General features: G+C 60.0%; 15 protein-coding genes. 4 read left to right on the top strand and 11 right to left on the bottom strand.

Features of this window, described 5'->3' with window-relative positions:
* Positions 1–3: 3 nt before the first annotated feature.
* Positions 4–246, bottom strand: a complete 243-nt coding sequence (locus ACM6IK_RS21070) for a DUF2790 domain-containing protein (RefSeq protein ID WP_414875854.1) — start codon at positions 244–246, stop codon at positions 4–6.
* A 121-nt stretch (positions 247–367) separates the two neighbouring features.
* Here ACM6IK_RS21070 and ACM6IK_RS21065 point away from each other — a divergent pair, with 121 nt between their 5' ends.
* Positions 368–1,300: a LysR family transcriptional regulator gene (locus ACM6IK_RS21065; protein ID WP_414875853.1), complete on the top strand. Its 933-nt coding sequence runs from the start codon at positions 368–370 to the stop codon at positions 1,298–1,300.
* Between the two features lie 71 nt (positions 1,301–1,371).
* The gene (locus ACM6IK_RS21060) at positions 1,372–2,061 is read left to right on the top strand and encodes an energy-coupling factor ABC transporter permease (protein ID WP_414876077.1); all 690 of its coding nucleotides are present in this window, start codon (positions 1,372–1,374) and stop codon (positions 2,059–2,061) included.
* Between the two features lie 34 nt (positions 2,062–2,095).
* On the opposite strand, the gene yacG is transcribed toward ACM6IK_RS21060, so the two are convergent.
* Genes yacG through ACM6IK_RS21040 form a run of 4 tightly spaced genes read right to left on the bottom strand, consistent with a single transcriptional unit; the run spans position 2,096 to position 5,004 of the window.
* Entirely contained in the window at positions 2,096–2,296 is a 201-nt protein-coding gene (gene yacG, locus ACM6IK_RS21055; protein WP_108216452.1) for a DNA gyrase inhibitor YacG, read from the bottom strand.
* Positions 2,293–2,916: a dephospho-CoA kinase gene (gene coaE, locus ACM6IK_RS21050; protein WP_414875852.1), complete on the bottom strand. Its 624-nt coding sequence runs from the start codon at positions 2,914–2,916 to the stop codon at positions 2,293–2,295. Before coaE ends, yacG begins: the two co-directional genes overlap by 4 nt.
* Entirely contained in the window at positions 2,913–3,785 is an 873-nt protein-coding gene (locus ACM6IK_RS21045) for a prepilin peptidase (protein WP_414875851.1), read from the bottom strand. Before ACM6IK_RS21045 ends, coaE begins: the two co-directional genes overlap by 4 nt.
* A gap of 1 nt (position 3,786) precedes the next feature.
* On the bottom strand, positions 3,787–5,004 hold the full coding sequence (locus ACM6IK_RS21040; protein WP_414875850.1) for a type II secretion system F family protein: 1,218 nt from the start codon (positions 5,002–5,004) through the stop codon (positions 3,787–3,789).
* A 227-nt stretch (positions 5,005–5,231) separates the two neighbouring features.
* Between ACM6IK_RS21040 and ACM6IK_RS21035 the strand changes: the two genes are divergently transcribed.
* Together ACM6IK_RS21035 and ACM6IK_RS21030 are read left to right on the top strand one after the other, a co-directional pair.
* A complete protein-coding gene (locus tag ACM6IK_RS21035; RefSeq protein WP_414875849.1) occupies positions 5,232–5,654 on the top strand; it encodes a pilin in 423 nt (140 codons plus the stop codon).
* A gap of 301 nt (positions 5,655–5,955) precedes the next feature.
* Complete coding sequence (locus tag ACM6IK_RS21030; RefSeq protein WP_095945518.1) at positions 5,956–6,312, top strand: BON domain-containing protein; 357 nt, start codon at positions 5,956–5,958, stop codon at positions 6,310–6,312.
* A gap of 113 nt (positions 6,313–6,425) precedes the next feature.
* Here ACM6IK_RS21030 and ACM6IK_RS21025 read toward each other — a convergent pair whose 3' ends face one another.
* The 6 genes from ACM6IK_RS21025 to pgi form a co-directional block, all read right to left on the bottom strand.
* Positions 6,426–6,722, bottom strand: coding sequence for a DUF2845 domain-containing protein (locus ACM6IK_RS21025; RefSeq protein WP_414875848.1), 297 nt, complete (start codon positions 6,720–6,722; stop codon positions 6,426–6,428).
* Positions 6,722–9,679: a DUF748 domain-containing protein gene (locus ACM6IK_RS21020; RefSeq protein WP_414875847.1), complete on the bottom strand. Its 2,958-nt coding sequence runs from the start codon at positions 9,677–9,679 to the stop codon at positions 6,722–6,724. The genes ACM6IK_RS21025 and ACM6IK_RS21020 overlap by 1 nt, the downstream gene beginning before the upstream one ends.
* A 93-nt stretch (positions 9,680–9,772) precedes the next feature.
* Entirely contained in the window at positions 9,773–10,789 is a 1,017-nt protein-coding gene (locus tag ACM6IK_RS21015) for a class I SAM-dependent rRNA methyltransferase (protein ID WP_414875846.1), read from the bottom strand.
* Between the two features lie 141 nt (positions 10,790–10,930).
* Positions 10,931–11,797, bottom strand: coding sequence for an oxygenase MpaB family protein (locus tag ACM6IK_RS21010; protein WP_414875845.1), 867 nt, complete (start codon positions 11,795–11,797; stop codon positions 10,931–10,933).
* A gap of 128 nt (positions 11,798–11,925) precedes the next feature.
* Entirely contained in the window at positions 11,926–13,863 is a 1,938-nt protein-coding gene (gene acs / locus ACM6IK_RS21005) for an acetate--CoA ligase (RefSeq protein WP_414875844.1), read from the bottom strand.
* Positions 13,864–14,055: 192 nt separating this feature from the next.
* On the bottom strand, positions 14,056–15,720 hold the full coding sequence (gene pgi / locus ACM6IK_RS21000) for a glucose-6-phosphate isomerase (protein WP_414875843.1): 1,665 nt from the start codon (positions 15,718–15,720) through the stop codon (positions 14,056–14,058).
* Positions 15,721–15,820: the final 100 nt, after the last annotated feature.

The raw sequence follows: 15,820 nt of genomic DNA, 5'->3' as shown, positions 1-15,820 counted from the left end.
TGATCACAGGTTGCTGGAGCAATCACCGATGACTTCGTAGGTGACGCGTCGGGTCTGGCCCTGATGATCGACATACACCATGGTCGCCGGGACAACCCCGCACGCGGTCGCGGTGTCCGACACCGAAACCACCTTGGCAATGTCCAGTGGCTGCGCCGGGTTGTACAGGACTGCGAGGGGCTCGTTGTCGGCGGCTATGGCCGAAGTGGCGATGACGCTCAGCAGCAGGCTGATCAACGCTTTCATGTTGGCGTGCTCCGTGTCGGTTTCGATGTCTGAATTTTAGTCTTTGCCACCGACAGATAAAGGGGCGAACGCCGGATGCAGCCTTACATAAAACGTAACAGTCATCGCCCGAGGAGGGCTTATGGATGTGCTTAATAACTTGCGCGTGTTCATCCGGGTGGTGGACTGCGCCAGTTTCACCGGGGCTGCCGATGCGCTGGATCTGTCGACCGCGCAGGTCTCCCGATTGGTCGCGGATCTGGAGGAACACGTACAGGCGCGTCTGCTGCAACGCACCACGCGGCGCTTGAGCCTGACCGACGCCGGCGAGCGCTTGCTGCTGCGCAGCCGGCAAATCGTCGAAGCCATGGATGAGGCGACGGCCGAGGCCCGTGGCGCTCATATCAAGCCGGCCGGACGTCTGCGGGTGCACAGCATGAACGGCTTGGGTGTGCTGCTCACACCATTGATCGCCCGCTACAGCGAGCTTTATCCCGATGTGGTGTTCGAGCTGACCTTGTCGCAGCGCAATCCCGACCCGCTGGAGGAGGGGCACGATGTGGTGATTTCGATCGCTGCGGAACTTGCCGACTCGCAAATGGTTGCGCAGGCCGTCGGGCAGATCTACAGCGTGCCCTGTGCCTCCCCGGCTTACTTGCATCGCCGGGGCGTGCCGCAGCAGCCGTTGGCGCTGAGCGATCATCAATGCCTGCGCATGCTCGACCCGTTGTACGGCGATCAATGGCTTTTCCAGGACGAGCATGGTGAGCATGCCATCTGCCCGGCCAAGACCTTTCAGTGCAATGTTGCCGAGTCGATGGTCAAGGCTTCGGAGGCCAGCATGGGCATCAGCCTGCTGCCGTTCTACACCGCGACGCGGCCCTTGATCGATGGCACTTTGCTGCGCGTGTTACCGGCATGGCGCCTGCGCGAGCGCAATGTGTATGCGCTGTATCCTTCGCGACGCTTTCTCGATGCCAAGGTCCGCACCTGGGTGGACTTTCTCAAGTCCGAACTACCGAAGTTGTTCGCCGAACACGATGCGGTGATGAACGATCCGCGGCATTGGGCTTGAAGTCGAAGGGCAGGCGAGCGGCGGTGTAGACTGAGCGTCTGTTGTTCTTCGCCTGGGAGACGCGCGTAGCCATGATCGGTGCAGAGTTGCTGTCATCGCAAACCCTTGCGGTCGGCTGGCTGATCTATATGCCGGTGTTGATCTGGGCGATCTGTCGCGCGCCGTGGGTTGAGCTGTTCACCGACAGCCGGCGTCAGCATTTGTTGTTCGGAACGGTGTTTGCGCTGTTTCTGTTGTGGCTGGTGCGGCGCGACTTCGATACCGGCGTGTCTTATCATTTCATCGGCATGACAGCGGTAACCCTGCTGCTGGACTGGCCGCTGGCGCTGGTTGGCGGCCTGGTGGCGCAAACGGGGATGGTGTTGCTCGGCCGACAGGACCTGGCGGCGGTCGGGGTCAATGGTGCGCTGCTGATCGCGTTGCCGGTGCTGGTGACTGAGTGCTGCGCCATTCTGGTGGAGCGTGCGCAGCCACGAAATCCTTTCGTGTATATCTTCGTGTCCGGCTTCTTTGCCGCCGCGCTGTCGGCGTTGCTGTGCCTGCTGCTGGCGCTGTGGTTGCTGTGGTTGGATGAACGTTTCGAGATGCCGTATTGGCTCGAGGATTTTGTCGGTTACCTGTGGCTGATCATTTTTCCCGAAGCGTTTATCAACGGCATGATCGTCAGTGCGCTGGTGGTGTTTTGTCCGGAGTGGCTGGAGACGTTCAACCGCACACGCTATCTCTCGGCTCCCTGGAAGGACGACGATCCCAAATCCTGATCCACGCAAAGCCTGGAATCGCCGTCTCGATGGATCAGTGGCGCGGGTCGAAGTCGCCGCTGAACATCTCGTCCTCGGCATCGGGAGGCACTGGAATCTTGTGTTCTTCGGACGCCCAGGCGCCCAGGTCGATCAGTTTGCAGCGATCGGAGCAGAATGGCCGGTATTTGCTTTCGGCGGTCCATTCCACGGGGGCGCCACAGGTTGGGCATTCGACGGTTGTTGGTTGGCTCATGACTGGCCTCCACGCAAAGAAAGATAAAAGTGATGCAGGCGTTCGACCTCGCTGTGCAGCCAGGCAAGGTCGCGGTCATTGACCACGACGTCGTCGGCATGGCTCACGCGATCCTGGCGGCTGGACTGGGCCTTGAGGATCGCCTGGACTTGCTGCTCGCTGGTCTGGTCACGTTGCAGGGTGCGTTCGATCTGCAATTGTTCGGGGGCATCGATCACCAGCACCCGTTGGGTCATGGCGTATTGCCCGGACTCGATCAGCAGCGGCGAAACCAGAATCGCATATGGCGATTTTGCCAGCGCCAGGTGGTGAGCGATCTCCTCGCCGATCAACGGATGCAGGAGGGCTTCCAGCCAGCGGCGTTCTTCAGACACTTCGAAGATCAATTTGCGTAGCGCGGCGCGGTCCAGTTGCCCGTCGGCCTGTAACACGCCGGGACCGAAGTGTTCGGCGATTTGTGCCAGTGCCGGGCGGCCAGGTTCAACTACCCAGCGAGCGGCATGATCGGCGTCGACCACATGCACGCCCAGATCGATGAAGTGTTGGGCGGCCGCACTTTTGCCGCTGCCGATGCCGCCGGTCAGGCCGAGAATCCAGGGTTTTTCCACAGGGCTATTCATTTCAAACCGACAAACTGCCAATAGAGGTCGGTTATTTGACCACCCCAGAGCAACGCAATCCAGCCGGCGATGGCCAGATAGGGACCGAAAGGGATTGGCGTCGAGGTTTTTGCATTGCGCCAGCGCAGCATCATCAGCCCGATAATGGCACCCACCAGCGAGGACAGCAGGATGGTCAGCGGCAGAATCTGCCAGCCCCCCCAGGCGCCCAGCATCGCCAGCAGCTTGAAATCTCCGTAGCCCATGCCGTCCTTGCCCGTGATCAGCTTGAACAGCCAGAACGCCGACCACAGCACGCAGTAGCCGGCAATCGCGCCCCAAAGCGCCTCGTGCAACGACACGAACAGGCCGAAACTGTTGACGATCAACCCCAGCCACATCAACGGCAGCACCAGTACGTCCGGCAATATCTGATGTTCGGCGTCGATCAGGCTCATCGCCAGCAAGCCCCAGCTCAAGACCAGCACCAGGCCGGCCGGCCAACCGAAGCCGAAGTGCCAGGCAACAAACGCCGACAACAGCCCGCAGGCCAGTTCGGTCAACGGATAGCGCGGGCTGATTGCCGCCGCACAGGCTGAACAGCGCCCGCGCAAAAACACATAACTGAGCACCGGGATGTTTTCCCAGGCGCGGATTCGGTGACTGCAGTGCGGGCACTGGGAATGGGGCAGCAACAGGTTGTAGGTCGGCAACGGTGTTTCGCCAGGCAGCCCGAGAATGTCATGGGCCTGCTCACGCCAGTCGCGTTCGAGCATTTTCGGCAGGCGCCAGATCACGACATTGAGGAAACTGCCGACCAGCAGGCCGGTGATGCCTGCGAGAAGGACAAAGGCCAGCGCAGAGTGAATCAGAATTTCATTCAAGGGCATGTCAGATCGCTGAGCCAAGTTGGAAGATGGGCAGGTACATGGCAACTACCAGTCCACCGACGATAACACCCAGCACCACCATGATGAACGGCTCCATCAGGCTGGTGAGGTTATCGACCATGTTATCGACGTTGTCTTCGTAGAACCCCGCGACTTTGTCGAGCATGGCGTCCAGGGTGCCTGACTCTTCGCCGATGGCGGTCATCTGTATCGCCATGTTCGGAAAGACACCGCAGGTACGCATGGCGAAATTCAATTGCATACCGGTCGAGATGTCCTGCCGGATGCGCAATACCGCGCGCTTGAACACGATATTGCCGGTCGCACCGGCCACTGATTCCAGGGCCTCCACCAGCGGTACACCGGCTGCGAAAGTGGTCGACAGTGTACGGGCGAACCGGGCTACGGCGGACTTGTGCATCAGGGGGCCCACCAGCGGCAGTTTCAGCAGCCAGGTGTCCATCCGGTCACGCAATGCCTTGGATGTCCTGAGGGCATGGCGCACGCCGAAGGCCATGGTGATAAGCGCGCCAAGGACCACCCACCACCAGGCCTGCATGAATTGCGACAGGCCAATGACCATCACGGTGAAGGCCGGCAGTTCGGCGCCAAAGCCTTTGAACACCGACTCGAACTGCGGCACGACATTGACCAGCAGAATCCCGCTGACAATCGCCGCGACGAACACCACCACCAGCGGGTAGGTCATGGCTTTCCTGATCCTGGCCTTGAGGCTTTCGCTTTTTTCCTTGTAGGTCGCGACCCGCTCCAAAAGGGTGTCGAGGGCACCGGCCTGCTCGCCGGCATCCACCAGGTTGCAATACAGCTCATCGAAATAGCGGGGCTTCTTGCGCAGGGCGGCGGCGAAGCTGCTGCCTGCGGCAACTTCCTGTTTCAGTTCGTCCACCAGCTTGCGCATGGCCGGATTGTCGAAGCCTTCGCCGATGATGTCGAACGACTGCAGCAACGGCACGCCGGCCTTCATCATCGTCGCCATTTGCCGGGTGAACAGGGCAATGTCATGGGCCTTGATGCGCTTGCCCATGTCGAAAACCGACGGATTTTTTTTGCGAACCTTGCCCGGACTGATGCCTTGCTTGCGCAGTTTCGCCTTGATCAGTGCCGGGTTTTGAGCGCTGAGTTCGCCGGTCACTTTTGTGCCTTGGCGGTCGATGCCTTCCCATGCATACACGCTGACTTTCGCTGCCTTGACCGCCATGTTCAGTCCTGGGTATTCCGATTGAATTGCTCTTATAGCCTAGTCAAAGGACGAGGCCAAACCCGCAAGGGTAAGGTGACAAAAAACGTCAGATAGTGCTGATCCTGGTAATAGGTAAGGGCTTTACAGCCACCATGCCCCCTGTCAACAGGGGCTTTTGGCCTTGGCACAGGCTGTGCTGCCATGGGGCAGGTCATGAGCCTTCGACTCATGCATGGAGCTTGTACATGAACAATCAAAAAGGTTTTACCCTGATCGAGTTGCTCGTCGTGGTGGCGATCATCGGGATCCTGGCAACTCTGGGACTGCCGATGTATTCCAAATACCAGGCTCGGGCCAAAGTCACGGCGGCGCTGGCCGAACTGACTGCAATGAAGGTGCCGTTCGAGGATGTGATTAACCAGGGCGAAACCCCGACAATTGCCAACGTGGCGCCCGCCGGCGCGACATCGACCAACCACTGCGCCCTGTCTGTGACGGCTTCAACTGCGGAGGGGGCGGGATCAATCGTATGTACGTTGCACAATGCCCCGGGGGTGGTCCAGGGCAAAACCGTTATCCTGACACGGGACGAAGCCAAAGGCTGGTCGTGTAAAAGCAGCGTTTCCCAGGACTATTTGCCTAAAGGGTGTTCCGGTTCCGCGACATGAATAGCTGAATCAAATCCCCGCCATTGCGGGGTTTTTCCTGTTCATCGAACCGTCGTTAAAAGCTACAGAGAAAGCTCGGAAATTCAGGGTCTTAGGAACTTTCCAGAAACCCGCAACTTGCATGCAGCCTTTCTGCGTCTCGTGCATTTTGCATGATTCCGAAAACTGGCTGATTTTATAACTTATTGATTTATAATGTTTTATTATCTATTTCAGAGTTGGCACAGCGTTCGCAACATCCTTGGTAACCCTGTCGACGAAGACACCCGGCAGACTTTTCCGAAAAACAGGAGTTACTCGTATGAAGAAGTTCGCTATCACTGCCGCTGCTGCTACCGCGTTGACCCTGACCATGGCCAACGTCGCGTTCGCTCAAACCACCCAGGCAACCCAGTCGCCAATGGTGCTGGCTGCCGGTGAAATGACCGAAGCGAAAGAAGCTACTTCCGATACCTGGATCACCACCAAAGTCAAAGCCGACCTGATGACCGAAAAAGGCATTCCAGGTAGCGACATCAAGGTTGAAACAAACAAAGGCGTGGTATCGCTGTCGTCGACCACCGCCGTGACCGATTCGCAAAAAGAAATGGCTGTGGCCATCACCAAGAAAATCAAAGGCGTCAAGGCGGTCTCCGCTGACGGCCTGAAAGCCGAGTAAGGCAAAGCTTCTCGCCTGGACCGAGGCCAATCGAATGTTGGCCACCACAGGCCCCGCGCACTTTTGTCGGGGCCTGTTCTATTTGCAGCGTTCCCACATTGGATAGTGGCAAATTAATTGCCGCGTTTGCTGGTGATCTGTTTCAGCCGATTACCTTCGAACCGCAAGTATTGATACATCCCTCCATTCGGTCCGTAGGTCCATTCCTCGACCTGAAACTCCTCGCGCCGATCTGCACTGCGTTTGTAACCCAACAAGTCGCGACTGACCGGTTCACCGCATTTCTGCAGAACTTCGCTGGAGCGATCACCGACACTGATCAATTGGCTGCCACAGCGCAGGGTATCGGCCGCCCAGGCCTGACTGGCGGATAGCACCAGAACCAGGCCTGCCAGCAGCCACCGAACCATCACTCGGCGTCCAGATGCATCGGTGTTACCACGCGGCCGTCACTTTCTGCCTCGCCCACATTGGCGTCAATGAAGTACACCCGGTCATCTTCCAGCTGGGCCTTGTCGACCAGGTAATCCTTGATGCTACTGGCGCGCTCCTGGCCCAGTTGACGCAACAGCACGTCACTGGAGCTCCAGAACTTGATCACCTCGGCACGCATTTTTGCGGTGCGCTCTTCCTTGCCCAGATCCTTCCATTCGGCAGGGGGCTGGGTTTTCAGGCGGATGCGGTAGATACCTTCAAGCAGCGGGCCTTTTTCGTCGTCCGGCACTTCCAGCAACGAAGCCTGGGCCGGGACCTTGTCGCCGCGGCGCTGGAGCATTTTGTAGTAGTTGTACTGATATTCACGCTCCAGGCGCTGTTCGGCGATCAGCGGGCCATCGCTGCTCTGGGCGGCGGTGCCTTCGATTTCCAGGCGCAGGGCCGGGCGCTCCTTGAGTGCTTTGGACAGTTTGTCCAAGGCACCTTCGGCGTCCTTGCCCAAGTCGCTGGAACCGGCTGCGAATGAAACGCTGCCCAGGTCTTCCGAGCCACCACCGTTGACCAGCCCGCCAATGAGTTTGAACGGTGCTGCCGCGGCTTTGACGATCAGGTTGCGCAGGCTCTGCCAGATAATCGGCATGATGCTGAATTGCGGGTTGTTCAAGTCGCCGCTGACCGGCAGCTCGATGGAGATCTTGCCATCGACGTCCTTGAGCAAGGCAATCGCCAGTTTCAGCGGCAGGCTCACGGCATCCGGGCTGTCGACTTTTTCACCCAGTTGCAATTGTTCGACCACCACTTTGTTATCAGCTTTGAGCTGGCCCTTGGTGATCTGGTAGTGCAAATCGAGATTGAGCCGGCCCTTGCGGATACGGTAGCCGGCGAACTTGCCGGAGTAGGGCGTCAGCGTGGTCAGCTCCACGCGTTTGAAGCTGGTGGCGATGTCGAGGCTGGCCATCGGGTCGAACGGATTGACGGCGCCCTTGATGGTCACCGGCGCATAGCGATCGACTTTGCCCTTGACGTCGACACCGGCCGGTTTCGGTTGGCGGCTGTCGATGGTGCCGATCTGCCCGTTAAGTTGCTGAATGGCGGTGGCGAAGTTCGGGGTCAGGCTGAAGTCGGCGAAGTTGGCCGAACCGTCATTGATGAAAATGCCACCGATGTGGATGCCCAACGGCTTTTCATTGCTGGCCGGTTTGCTTGCTGCCGGTTTTGCCCCGGAGTCCGCCGGTTGCGGAATCAGCAGGTCATCGATGTTGGTGGTGCGATCATCGTTGATCATGAAGCGCGCATAGGGCTGGAACAGGTTGATCTTGTCGATCGACAGGCTGTCCCCATGCTGATAGTTCAGGCCTTCGACCACGACCTGTTGCCACTTGAGGAAGTCGCGGGTTTTCAGGGTGTCCAGGGTATGCAACTGATCGACCTGGGCGCGGCCGGTGACGCTGAAGGCCAGGGGCTCGGTGCTTTTCAGGTCGACCGCCAGATCGCTGCCGAGCATGCCGCTGCGCAGTTCCAGGCGAATGAACGGGGTGATGTAGGACTGGGCAACCCGCAGGTCGATGTCCCTGGTCTGGACCTTCAGTCTGGCGCTGACGGGGGCCAGGTTGACCTCGCCGTCGGCCATGATCTTGCCTTGCTTGCCCACGCCGGTATCGAGCTTGAGGGTAAAGGGTGAGCCGTTGAGGCTGTCGAAGTTTTGCAGGTCGAGGTTCAGCGGGCTCAGATCCAGGGCGACGGCGGGTTGTGCCTTGCGGTCGACCAGATGCACCTGGTAATCGCGCAACTGCACATCCTTGAGCAGCACTTGCCAGGGTTTGTCTGGCGCGGCTGGTTCAGGTTTCGGTGAGTCTGACGCCGCCGGAGTGCTGGCTGGTTCGGCATCCGCCTTGGCTTTGGCGGTGGGTTTTGACGGTTGGCTGGCGAACAGTTTCTGCCAGTCGAGTTGGCCGTCCGGTTCCAGTGCGGCCCAGGTTTCCAGTTTGTGGCTGCGGATCTTGCCGACCACCACTTGCTGTTTGGCCAGGTCCACGGTGGTTTCGCTGACGTCCAGGCGCTCGAGCTTCACCAGCGGCCGGCCATCCGGGGCCTTGATCGCGAAGGGTGCAATGTTGACCGCTACATTGCTCAACAGCAGCTCGGTTTCCTTGGCCAGGCTGAATCTGTAGTCGGTACTGATGCTCATGACGCCGTTTTCGAGGTCCAGTGGCACGGCGTCGCGCACATAGGGCCAGAAGGCTTTCATCTTGCCATCGGTGATTTTCAGCTTACCTTCGGAGGCGATCGGGATCAGGCTGAAGTTGCCGGTCCAGTCGATCTGTCCGCCATTGGGGCCGACGGCCACCAAGGTCATGTCGGCGCTGTCATCGGGCAGGGTGCTGAGGTTCTTCAGCTCGAAATCGAGTGTGTCGTAGAGAAACTCGATGGGCTCGCTGGGCCGGGCATCTTCAAAGTGCACGGCGCCGCCGGCCAGTTTGATCCGCTCGATGCGCAGCGGAAACGGCTTGGCATCCGGATCGGCGGGTGTGGGTTCGCTCGCTGGCAGTTTGAACAGTCCCAGCAGATTGAGTTTGCCGTCCTTGCCGAACAGGATTTCGGTCTTGGGCTTGTCCAGTTCGACATCGGACAGGTGCACCGCCTTGGTCCACAGGCTGTCGAGTTGCAGATTGGCGTACAGGCGTTCGAAACCGACCTGCTCCTTGCCGGGCTCGCCGATGCTCAAGCCCCAAACGGTCAGCTCAAGGCTGAACGGATTGAATTCGATCCGCTGGATCGTGGCGGGTGTGGTGGCGTAGTTGGCCAGTTGCTGGTTGGCAACGCGCAGCGCGACACCCGGTAAAATCAGAAAACCCAGCAAGCTGTAGAGGGCCAGAGCAGTCAACAAGGCGCCGACGGCGCGAATCAATCCTTTGTACATGTGCGGCTTCATCTGTCTGGATCGGAGTGCCTTGGAGTATGGCACGCGTTTCCGGTTCCCAAGTGATCGCCCTGTTCAGTAAGTTTCAGATTTCTCCCACAGTAATCAGAGCTGCAGGATCAGGGTTTTCAGCGGTGGTTGCTGATCCATCGACGGGAAGTCGGCGCCTGGCTTCATCACGCTCCACTCACGCACCGGCCGCCCGGCCTTCTCTGCGCAACGCAAAACCTGCTCGCGCCAGTCGTCCATGCTGACTTTTGCCAGGTTGTTGCAGCAGATCAGCACGCCGTTGTCGGCAGTGGTCAGCAGGGCCGGTTTGAGCAGGCTCTGGTAGTCGCGCAGCAGGTCGACGGTGCCGAATGCGCTCTTGGCCCAGGCCGGAGGGTCGAGCAGCACCAGATCGTACTGGCGCTGTTCCAGGCGCTGATAGCTCGGCAGTTTTTGCCCGCGGCGCTGGCTGATCGGCAGGCCGGCCAGTTGGCGAATGGCCGGGAAGTAGTCGGACTGGATAAATTCCATGGTTGGCAATTGCGGGTTGAGTTGACCGTTCTCTCGGCCGACCGCCAGGTTGCCTTCGGCGAAGTCCAGGTTGCACACCTCGCGCGCACCACCGGCGGCGGCACTGAGGCCGACACCACAGGTGTAGGCGAACAGGTTCAGCACGCTTTTGTTTTTGCTGTGGTCCTTGACCCAGCCACGGGTGTTGCGCAGGTCGAGGAACAGCAGCGGGTCTTGTCCGGCATGGCGACCACGCACCCGATAGTTCAGGCCCCACTCGTGGCCGACCAGGTCCTGCAGGGCGGCTTCGTCGGCGCGGTAGACGATGTCTTCGCGATCGATGCGCGAGTTGCCACGGGAGCGGTCGTTGTAGACCAGCAGGGTGTCAAAACCCAGGTGCTGATTGATCGTTTCGTGCAGTTGCAGCAGTTCCTCGCGCTCCAGCGATTGGTGGAAGCTCTGCACCATCAGTTGCGGACCGTAGCGGTCGATGGTCAGGCCACCGGCGCCTTCCTGGCTGCCGTGGAACAGGCGATAGCAATCGGTGCCCTGCTGGTGCAGTTCGGCGAGCAGGTCCTGGCGTTGATCGAGGGCGGCGCGCAGCGCCTGATTCAAGGAAGACATGCTGGGCGCCTTGCAGGAGGGAATTGGGCGCGGGAGTTTAACAGTTATGGGGAACACTGTAGGAGCTGGCTTGCCAGCGAAAGCGGTGTGTCATCCAGCACATTTGTTGATGCGCGATCGTCTTCGCTGGCAAGCCAGCTCCTACAGGCCCATCCGCCGCCTGGCCCGCTGCACCGACCCATTACGCACCGCCCAGCGCAGCATCGGCGCACTGCGATTGACGCTGGCGCGGATCAGCTTGCGTTGCAGCGGGTTCTGGCTGACGCCGAGCATGTCACTGGCCCAGTCCGGCAGCAGATCGATCCCGGCCTGCATCATCAAACCGCCGAAAGGCTTGGCCAGGCGACTGGGGGAGGGGGCGTTCAGCAACAGGCGCAGGACTTCACGACTGCGCTCGTCGCACAGCAGTTGTGGACGGATGCGCTCAAGGTAGTCGGCAATTTCCCGCCGCGAACGGGGTACATCCCTGGCCCCGAGTCGCTCGGCGATCAGGGCAATTTCAGAGTAGTAGCGATCCTGATCGGCTGGGGACAGGTGCGGATTGCGATAGCGCAAATGTGCAGCCAGGAAATTACTGACTTCCGCCACGTGCACCCATGTCAGTAAATCGGGATCGCTGGCCGCGTAGGGACGTCCATCCGGCGCGGTGCCGGTAATCTGCAAATGGATGGTGCGGACCTTCTCTATCAACCAGTCTGCGTCCTGTCGTGAGCCAAACGTAGTGCCGGAAATGAACTGCCCGGTACGGCGCAAGCGGCCGAGCATGTCTTCACGAAAGTTTGAATGGTCCCAAACCCCGGCCAACGCCAGCGGGTGCAGGGCTTGCAGCATCAGGGCGCTGATGCCGCCGATCAGCATGCTGCTGAAATCGCCATGGACTTGCCAGCTCACCGAGTCTGGCCCGAACAGCCCGGGGTCGCCCTTGGGGTTTTCCAGGTCGAGTTTGCCCAGGGACAAACCGCTCAGGCTCATGATCTGGGTTTCGATGCGGGTGCGGATGAATTCCATGGCTACTCTGCCACTCTGTAGGAGCGAGCTCGCTCGCGATGGACGTTAACGGTAACGCGTTTCTCCTGAATGTACGCGGCGCGCTTGAGTTCATCGCGAGCGAGCTCGCTCCTACAGGGCACAGTACGTCATTGATTCAGGCGTTTATCGATCAAGTCTTGCACCACGCTCGGGTCAGCCAGGGTCGAAGTGTCGCCCAGGCTGTCGAGTTCATTGCAGGCGATCTTGCGTAGAATGCGCCGCATGATCTTGCCTGAACGGGTTTTCGGCAGGGCCGGCGCCCACTGGATCAAGTCCGGTTTGGCGAAACTGCCGATTTCCTGGCTGACGAGGGCCAGCAGTTCTTTCTTCAGTTCATCGCTGGTTTCGACGCCGCTCATGGGCGTGACGAAGACATAGATGCCCTGGCCTTTGATGTCATGGGGATAACCGACTGCAGCGGCTTCGGCGATGCTCTCGTGCAGCACCAGGGCGCTTTCCACTTCGGCGGTGCCGATGCGGTGGCCGGACACGTTGATCACATCGTCGATGCGTCCGGTGATCCAGTAATCACCGTCTTCATCGCGTCGTGCGCCGTCACCGGTGAAGTAGTAGCCGGGGTAAGGTTTGAAATAGGTGTCGACCATGCGTTGCGGGTCGCGGTAGACGCTGCGGATCTGTGCCGGCCAGCTGGACTTCAAGGCGAGTACGCCGCTGCCGGCGCCTTTGATTTCCTTGCCCTGCTCGTCGAGCAATACCGGCTGTACGCCGAACATCGGTTGTGTCGCGCAACCGGGCTTGATCCGCTGTGCACTGACCAGCGGGCTGAGCATGATGGCGCCGGTTTCGGTCTGCCACCAGGTATCGACGATCGGGCAGCGCTCTTCGCCGACCTCATGGAAGTACCACTGCCACGCTTCCGGGTTGATCGGCTCGCCGACCGTACCGAGCAGCCTGACGCTGGCGCGGGATGTTTGTTTCAACGGTTCGGGACCTTCGCGCATCAGCGCACGTAGCGCCGTCGGGGCGGTGTAGAAGATGTTCACCTTGTGCTTGTCGATCACCTGCCAGAAGCGCGAGGTACTCGGGTAGCTCGGCACGCCTTCGAAGATCAGCGTGGTCGCGCCGTTGGCCAGCGGGCCGTACACAATGTAGCTGTGGCCTGTGACCCAGCCGATGTCGGCGGTGCACCAGAAGACTTCGCCATCGCGGTAGTCCAGCACGTACTTGAAGGTCATCGCGGCTTGCAACAGGTAGCCGCCGCTGGTGTGCAGTACGCCTTTGGGTTTACCGGTACTGCCGGAGGTGTAGAGGATGAACAACGGGTCCTCGGCGTCCATCGGCTCGGGCAGGCAATCGGCGCTGGCATCGCGCAGGGCCTGCTGATACTTGATGTCCCGTCCATCGACCCAGTTCACCTGCCCCTTGGTGCGCTCGACCACCAGCACGCTGCTCACGCCCGGGCAGCTTTGCAGCGCCTTGTCGACGTTCTGCTTGAGGGGCACGACCTTGCCGCCGCGCACGCCTTCGTCCGCGGTAATCACGGTGCGGCAGTCGGCGTCGAGAATTCGGTCGCGCAACGAGTCGGGGGAGAAGCCGCCGAACACCACCGAATGCACCGCGCCAATGCGGGTACAGGCCAGCATGGCGTAGGCCGCCTCGGGAATCATCGGCATATAGATGCACACGCGGTCGCCTTTTTTCACGCCACGGCTTTTCAGCACGTTAGCCAGGCGGCAGACGTTTTCATGCAGTTTTTTGTAGGTAATGGAGGTGGAGTCGGCAGGGTCGTCGCCTTCCCAGATGATGGCGACCTGATCGCCGCGTTTTTCCAGGTGCCGGTCGATGCAGTTGTAGCTGACGTTCAGCTTTGCACCGGCAAACCAGCTGGCCTCACCGGTCTTCAGGTCGTAGCGCTGGACGGTCTGCCACGATGCGCTCCAGTCGAGGAAGCGGGTGGCCTGTTCGGCCCAGAACGTACTGGGGTGTTCAACGGACTCGCGGTACAGGCGCTGATAGTCCTCTTGACTTAATTGTGCGGCCCGGCGGACGGCATCGGCTTTGGGGAACGTGCTGATATCGAACATGACGGTTCCTTATTCTTGTTTTGCGACAAAGATAAAGATGCGCCGAGAGACCAATGGGTTCAAGTCGTACACAAAACAACTGTGGGAGCGAGCCTGCTCGCGAAAGCGTTGGGTCAATCAACATCAACGTCGACTGACAAACCGCATTCGCGAGCAGGCTCGCTCCCACAGGTATAGCTGTGTGGCTCTAGATCACCCGCGGTGACGACCACGGAAGTAGTTGATCAGCCCTTGGGTCGAGGCGTCCTCGGCCGGGGTTTCTTCGCTGCCGACCAGGCGGTTGTAGACGCCTTTGCCCAGCTCCTTGCCCAGCTCCACGCCCCACTGGTCGAAGGCGTTGATGCCCCAGATCACGCTTTGCACGAAGACTTTGTGCTCGTACATCGCCACCAGTGCGCCGAGGCGGCGCGGGCTGATGCGCTCGACCACCAGGGTGTTGCTCGGACGGTTGCCCGGAATCACCTTGTGCGGCGCGAGTTTGTGCACCTCGGCCTCACTCATGCCTTTGTCGCGCAGTTCGGTTTCGGCCTCGCCAAGGGTCTTGCCGAGCATCAGCGCCTGGCTCTGCGACAGGCAGTTGGCGTACAGCCACTGGTGGTGGTCGGACACCGGGTTGAAGCTGACGATCGGCACGATGAAGTCGGCCGGGATCAACTGGGTGCCCTGGTGCAGCAACTGGTGATAAGCGTGCTGACCGTTGCAGCCGACGCCGCCCCAGATCACCGGCCCGGTGTCAGTGGACACAGGCTTGCCGTCCTGGCGTACGCTCTTGCCGTTGGATTCCATGTCCAGCTGTTGCAGGTGCTTGGTGATGTTACGCAGGTAGTGGTCGTACGGCAGGATCGCGTGGCTTTGGGCGCCCCAGAAGTTGCCGTACCACACGCCGAGCAAGGCCAGCAGCACCGGCATGTTCTGTTCGAACGGCGCGCTCTGGAAGTGCTGGTCCATGGTGTAGGCGCCGGACAGCAACTCCTTGAAGTTGGACATGCCAATGGCCAGGGCAATCGGCAAACCGATGGCCGACCACAGCGAGTAGCGTCCGCCGACCCAGTCCCACATCGGGAAGATGTTCTCTTCGCGGATGCCGAACGCTACCGCGGCGGCGTTGTTGCTCGATACCGCGATGAAGTGGCGATACAGCTCGGCTTCCGAACCACCCTGGGCCAGATACCAGGCACGGGCGGCTTGGGCGTTCTTCAGGGTTTCGAGGGTGTTGAAGGATTTCGACGAGACGATGAACAGCGTGGTCTCGGCGCGTAGCTTCATGGTCAGTTCATGGAACTCGCTGCCGTCGATGTTCGCCAGGTAATGGCAACGCACGCCTTTCTGGGCGTAAGACAGCAGCGCTTCGGACACCAGCTCAGGGCCGAGGAAGGAGCCGCCGATGCCGATGTTGACCACGTCGGTGATCGGCTTCTCGGTGTAACCGCGCCACAGACCGTCGTGGATACGGCCGACGAGGTCGGTGATCTGGTTCAGCACCTTGTGCACTTCCGGCATCACGTTGACGCCGTTGACCGACAGCTTGTCGCCAACCGGGCGACGCAGGGCGGTGTGCAGGGCTGGACGGCCTTCGGAAGCGTTGACGATTTCGCCGTCGAACAGCGACTTGATCGCGCCCTTGAGGTCGACTTCGTTGGCCAGGCCCACCAGCAGATTGCGGGTCTCGGCGTTGATCAGGTTTTTCGAATAGTCGAGAAACAGGCCGCAACTGCTGAGGGTGAATTGAGTAAAACGCTGCGGATCGGCATTGAAGGCTTCGCGCATGCTGAAATCCTGCATGGCTTGGCGGTGGTCATTCAACGCTTGCCAGGCGGGCAAAGCGGTAACGTCGTGAGGAGTGCGGTAATACGCCATCGCTGCGGGTTTCCTTATTACTTGAACGGCCTTTTGAACACTAAAAATCCCGGAGCGCTGTGGATGGGCGTTCCGGTCAACTGCGTCGACACGATTTCAT

This window comes from Pseudomonas sp. IT-196MI5, from assembly GCF_949767415.1.
Lineage (GTDB): Bacteria > Pseudomonadota > Gammaproteobacteria > Pseudomonadales > Pseudomonadaceae > Aquipseudomonas.
Note: the sequence above shows the minus strand (reverse complement) of the source record. Positions and strands in the feature narration are given on the sequence as shown.

Bases quoted from the DNA above. Each gene is read 5' to 3' on its own strand.
- ACM6IK_RS21035 (WP_414875849.1), top strand. From the start codon at position 5,232: ATGAACAATCAAAAAGGTTTTACCCTGATCGAGTTGCTCGTCGTGGTG.
- ACM6IK_RS21015 (WP_414875846.1), bottom strand. From the start codon at position 10,789: ATGTCTTCCTTGAATCAGGCGCTGCGCGCCGCCCTCGATCAACGCCAG.
- coaE (WP_414875852.1), bottom strand. From the start codon at position 2,916: ATGAATAGCCCTGTGGAAAAACCCTGGATTCTCGGCCTGACCGGCGGC.
- ACM6IK_RS21020 (WP_414875847.1), bottom strand. From the start codon at position 9,679: ATGAAGCCGCACATGTACAAAGGATTGATTCGCGCCGTCGGCGCCTTG.
- yacG (WP_108216452.1), bottom strand. From the start codon at position 2,296: ATGAGCCAACCAACAACCGTCGAATGCCCAACCTGTGGCGCCCCCGTG.
- ACM6IK_RS21065 (WP_414875853.1), top strand. From the start codon at position 368: ATGGATGTGCTTAATAACTTGCGCGTGTTCATCCGGGTGGTGGACTGC.
- ACM6IK_RS21030 (WP_095945518.1), top strand. From the start codon at position 5,956: ATGAAGAAGTTCGCTATCACTGCCGCTGCTGCTACCGCGTTGACCCTG.
- pgi (WP_414875843.1), bottom strand. From the start codon at position 15,720: ATGGCGTATTACCGCACTCCTCACGACGTTACCGCTTTGCCCGCCTGG.
- acs (WP_414875844.1), bottom strand. From the start codon at position 13,863: ATGTTCGATATCAGCACGTTCCCCAAAGCCGATGCCGTCCGCCGGGCC.
- ACM6IK_RS21070 (WP_414875854.1), bottom strand. From the start codon at position 246: ATGAAAGCGTTGATCAGCCTGCTGCTGAGCGTCATCGCCACTTCGGCC.
- ACM6IK_RS21010 (WP_414875845.1), bottom strand. From the start codon at position 11,797: ATGGAATTCATCCGCACCCGCATCGAAACCCAGATCATGAGCCTGAGC.
- ACM6IK_RS21060 (WP_414876077.1), top strand. From the start codon at position 1,372: ATGATCGGTGCAGAGTTGCTGTCATCGCAAACCCTTGCGGTCGGCTGG.
- ACM6IK_RS21025 (WP_414875848.1), bottom strand. From the start codon at position 6,722: ATGGTTCGGTGGCTGCTGGCAGGCCTGGTTCTGGTGCTATCCGCCAGT.
- ACM6IK_RS21040 (WP_414875850.1), bottom strand. From the start codon at position 5,004: ATGGCGGTCAAGGCAGCGAAAGTCAGCGTGTATGCATGGGAAGGCATC.
- ACM6IK_RS21045 (WP_414875851.1), bottom strand. From the start codon at position 3,785: ATGCCCTTGAATGAAATTCTGATTCACTCTGCGCTGGCCTTTGTCCTT.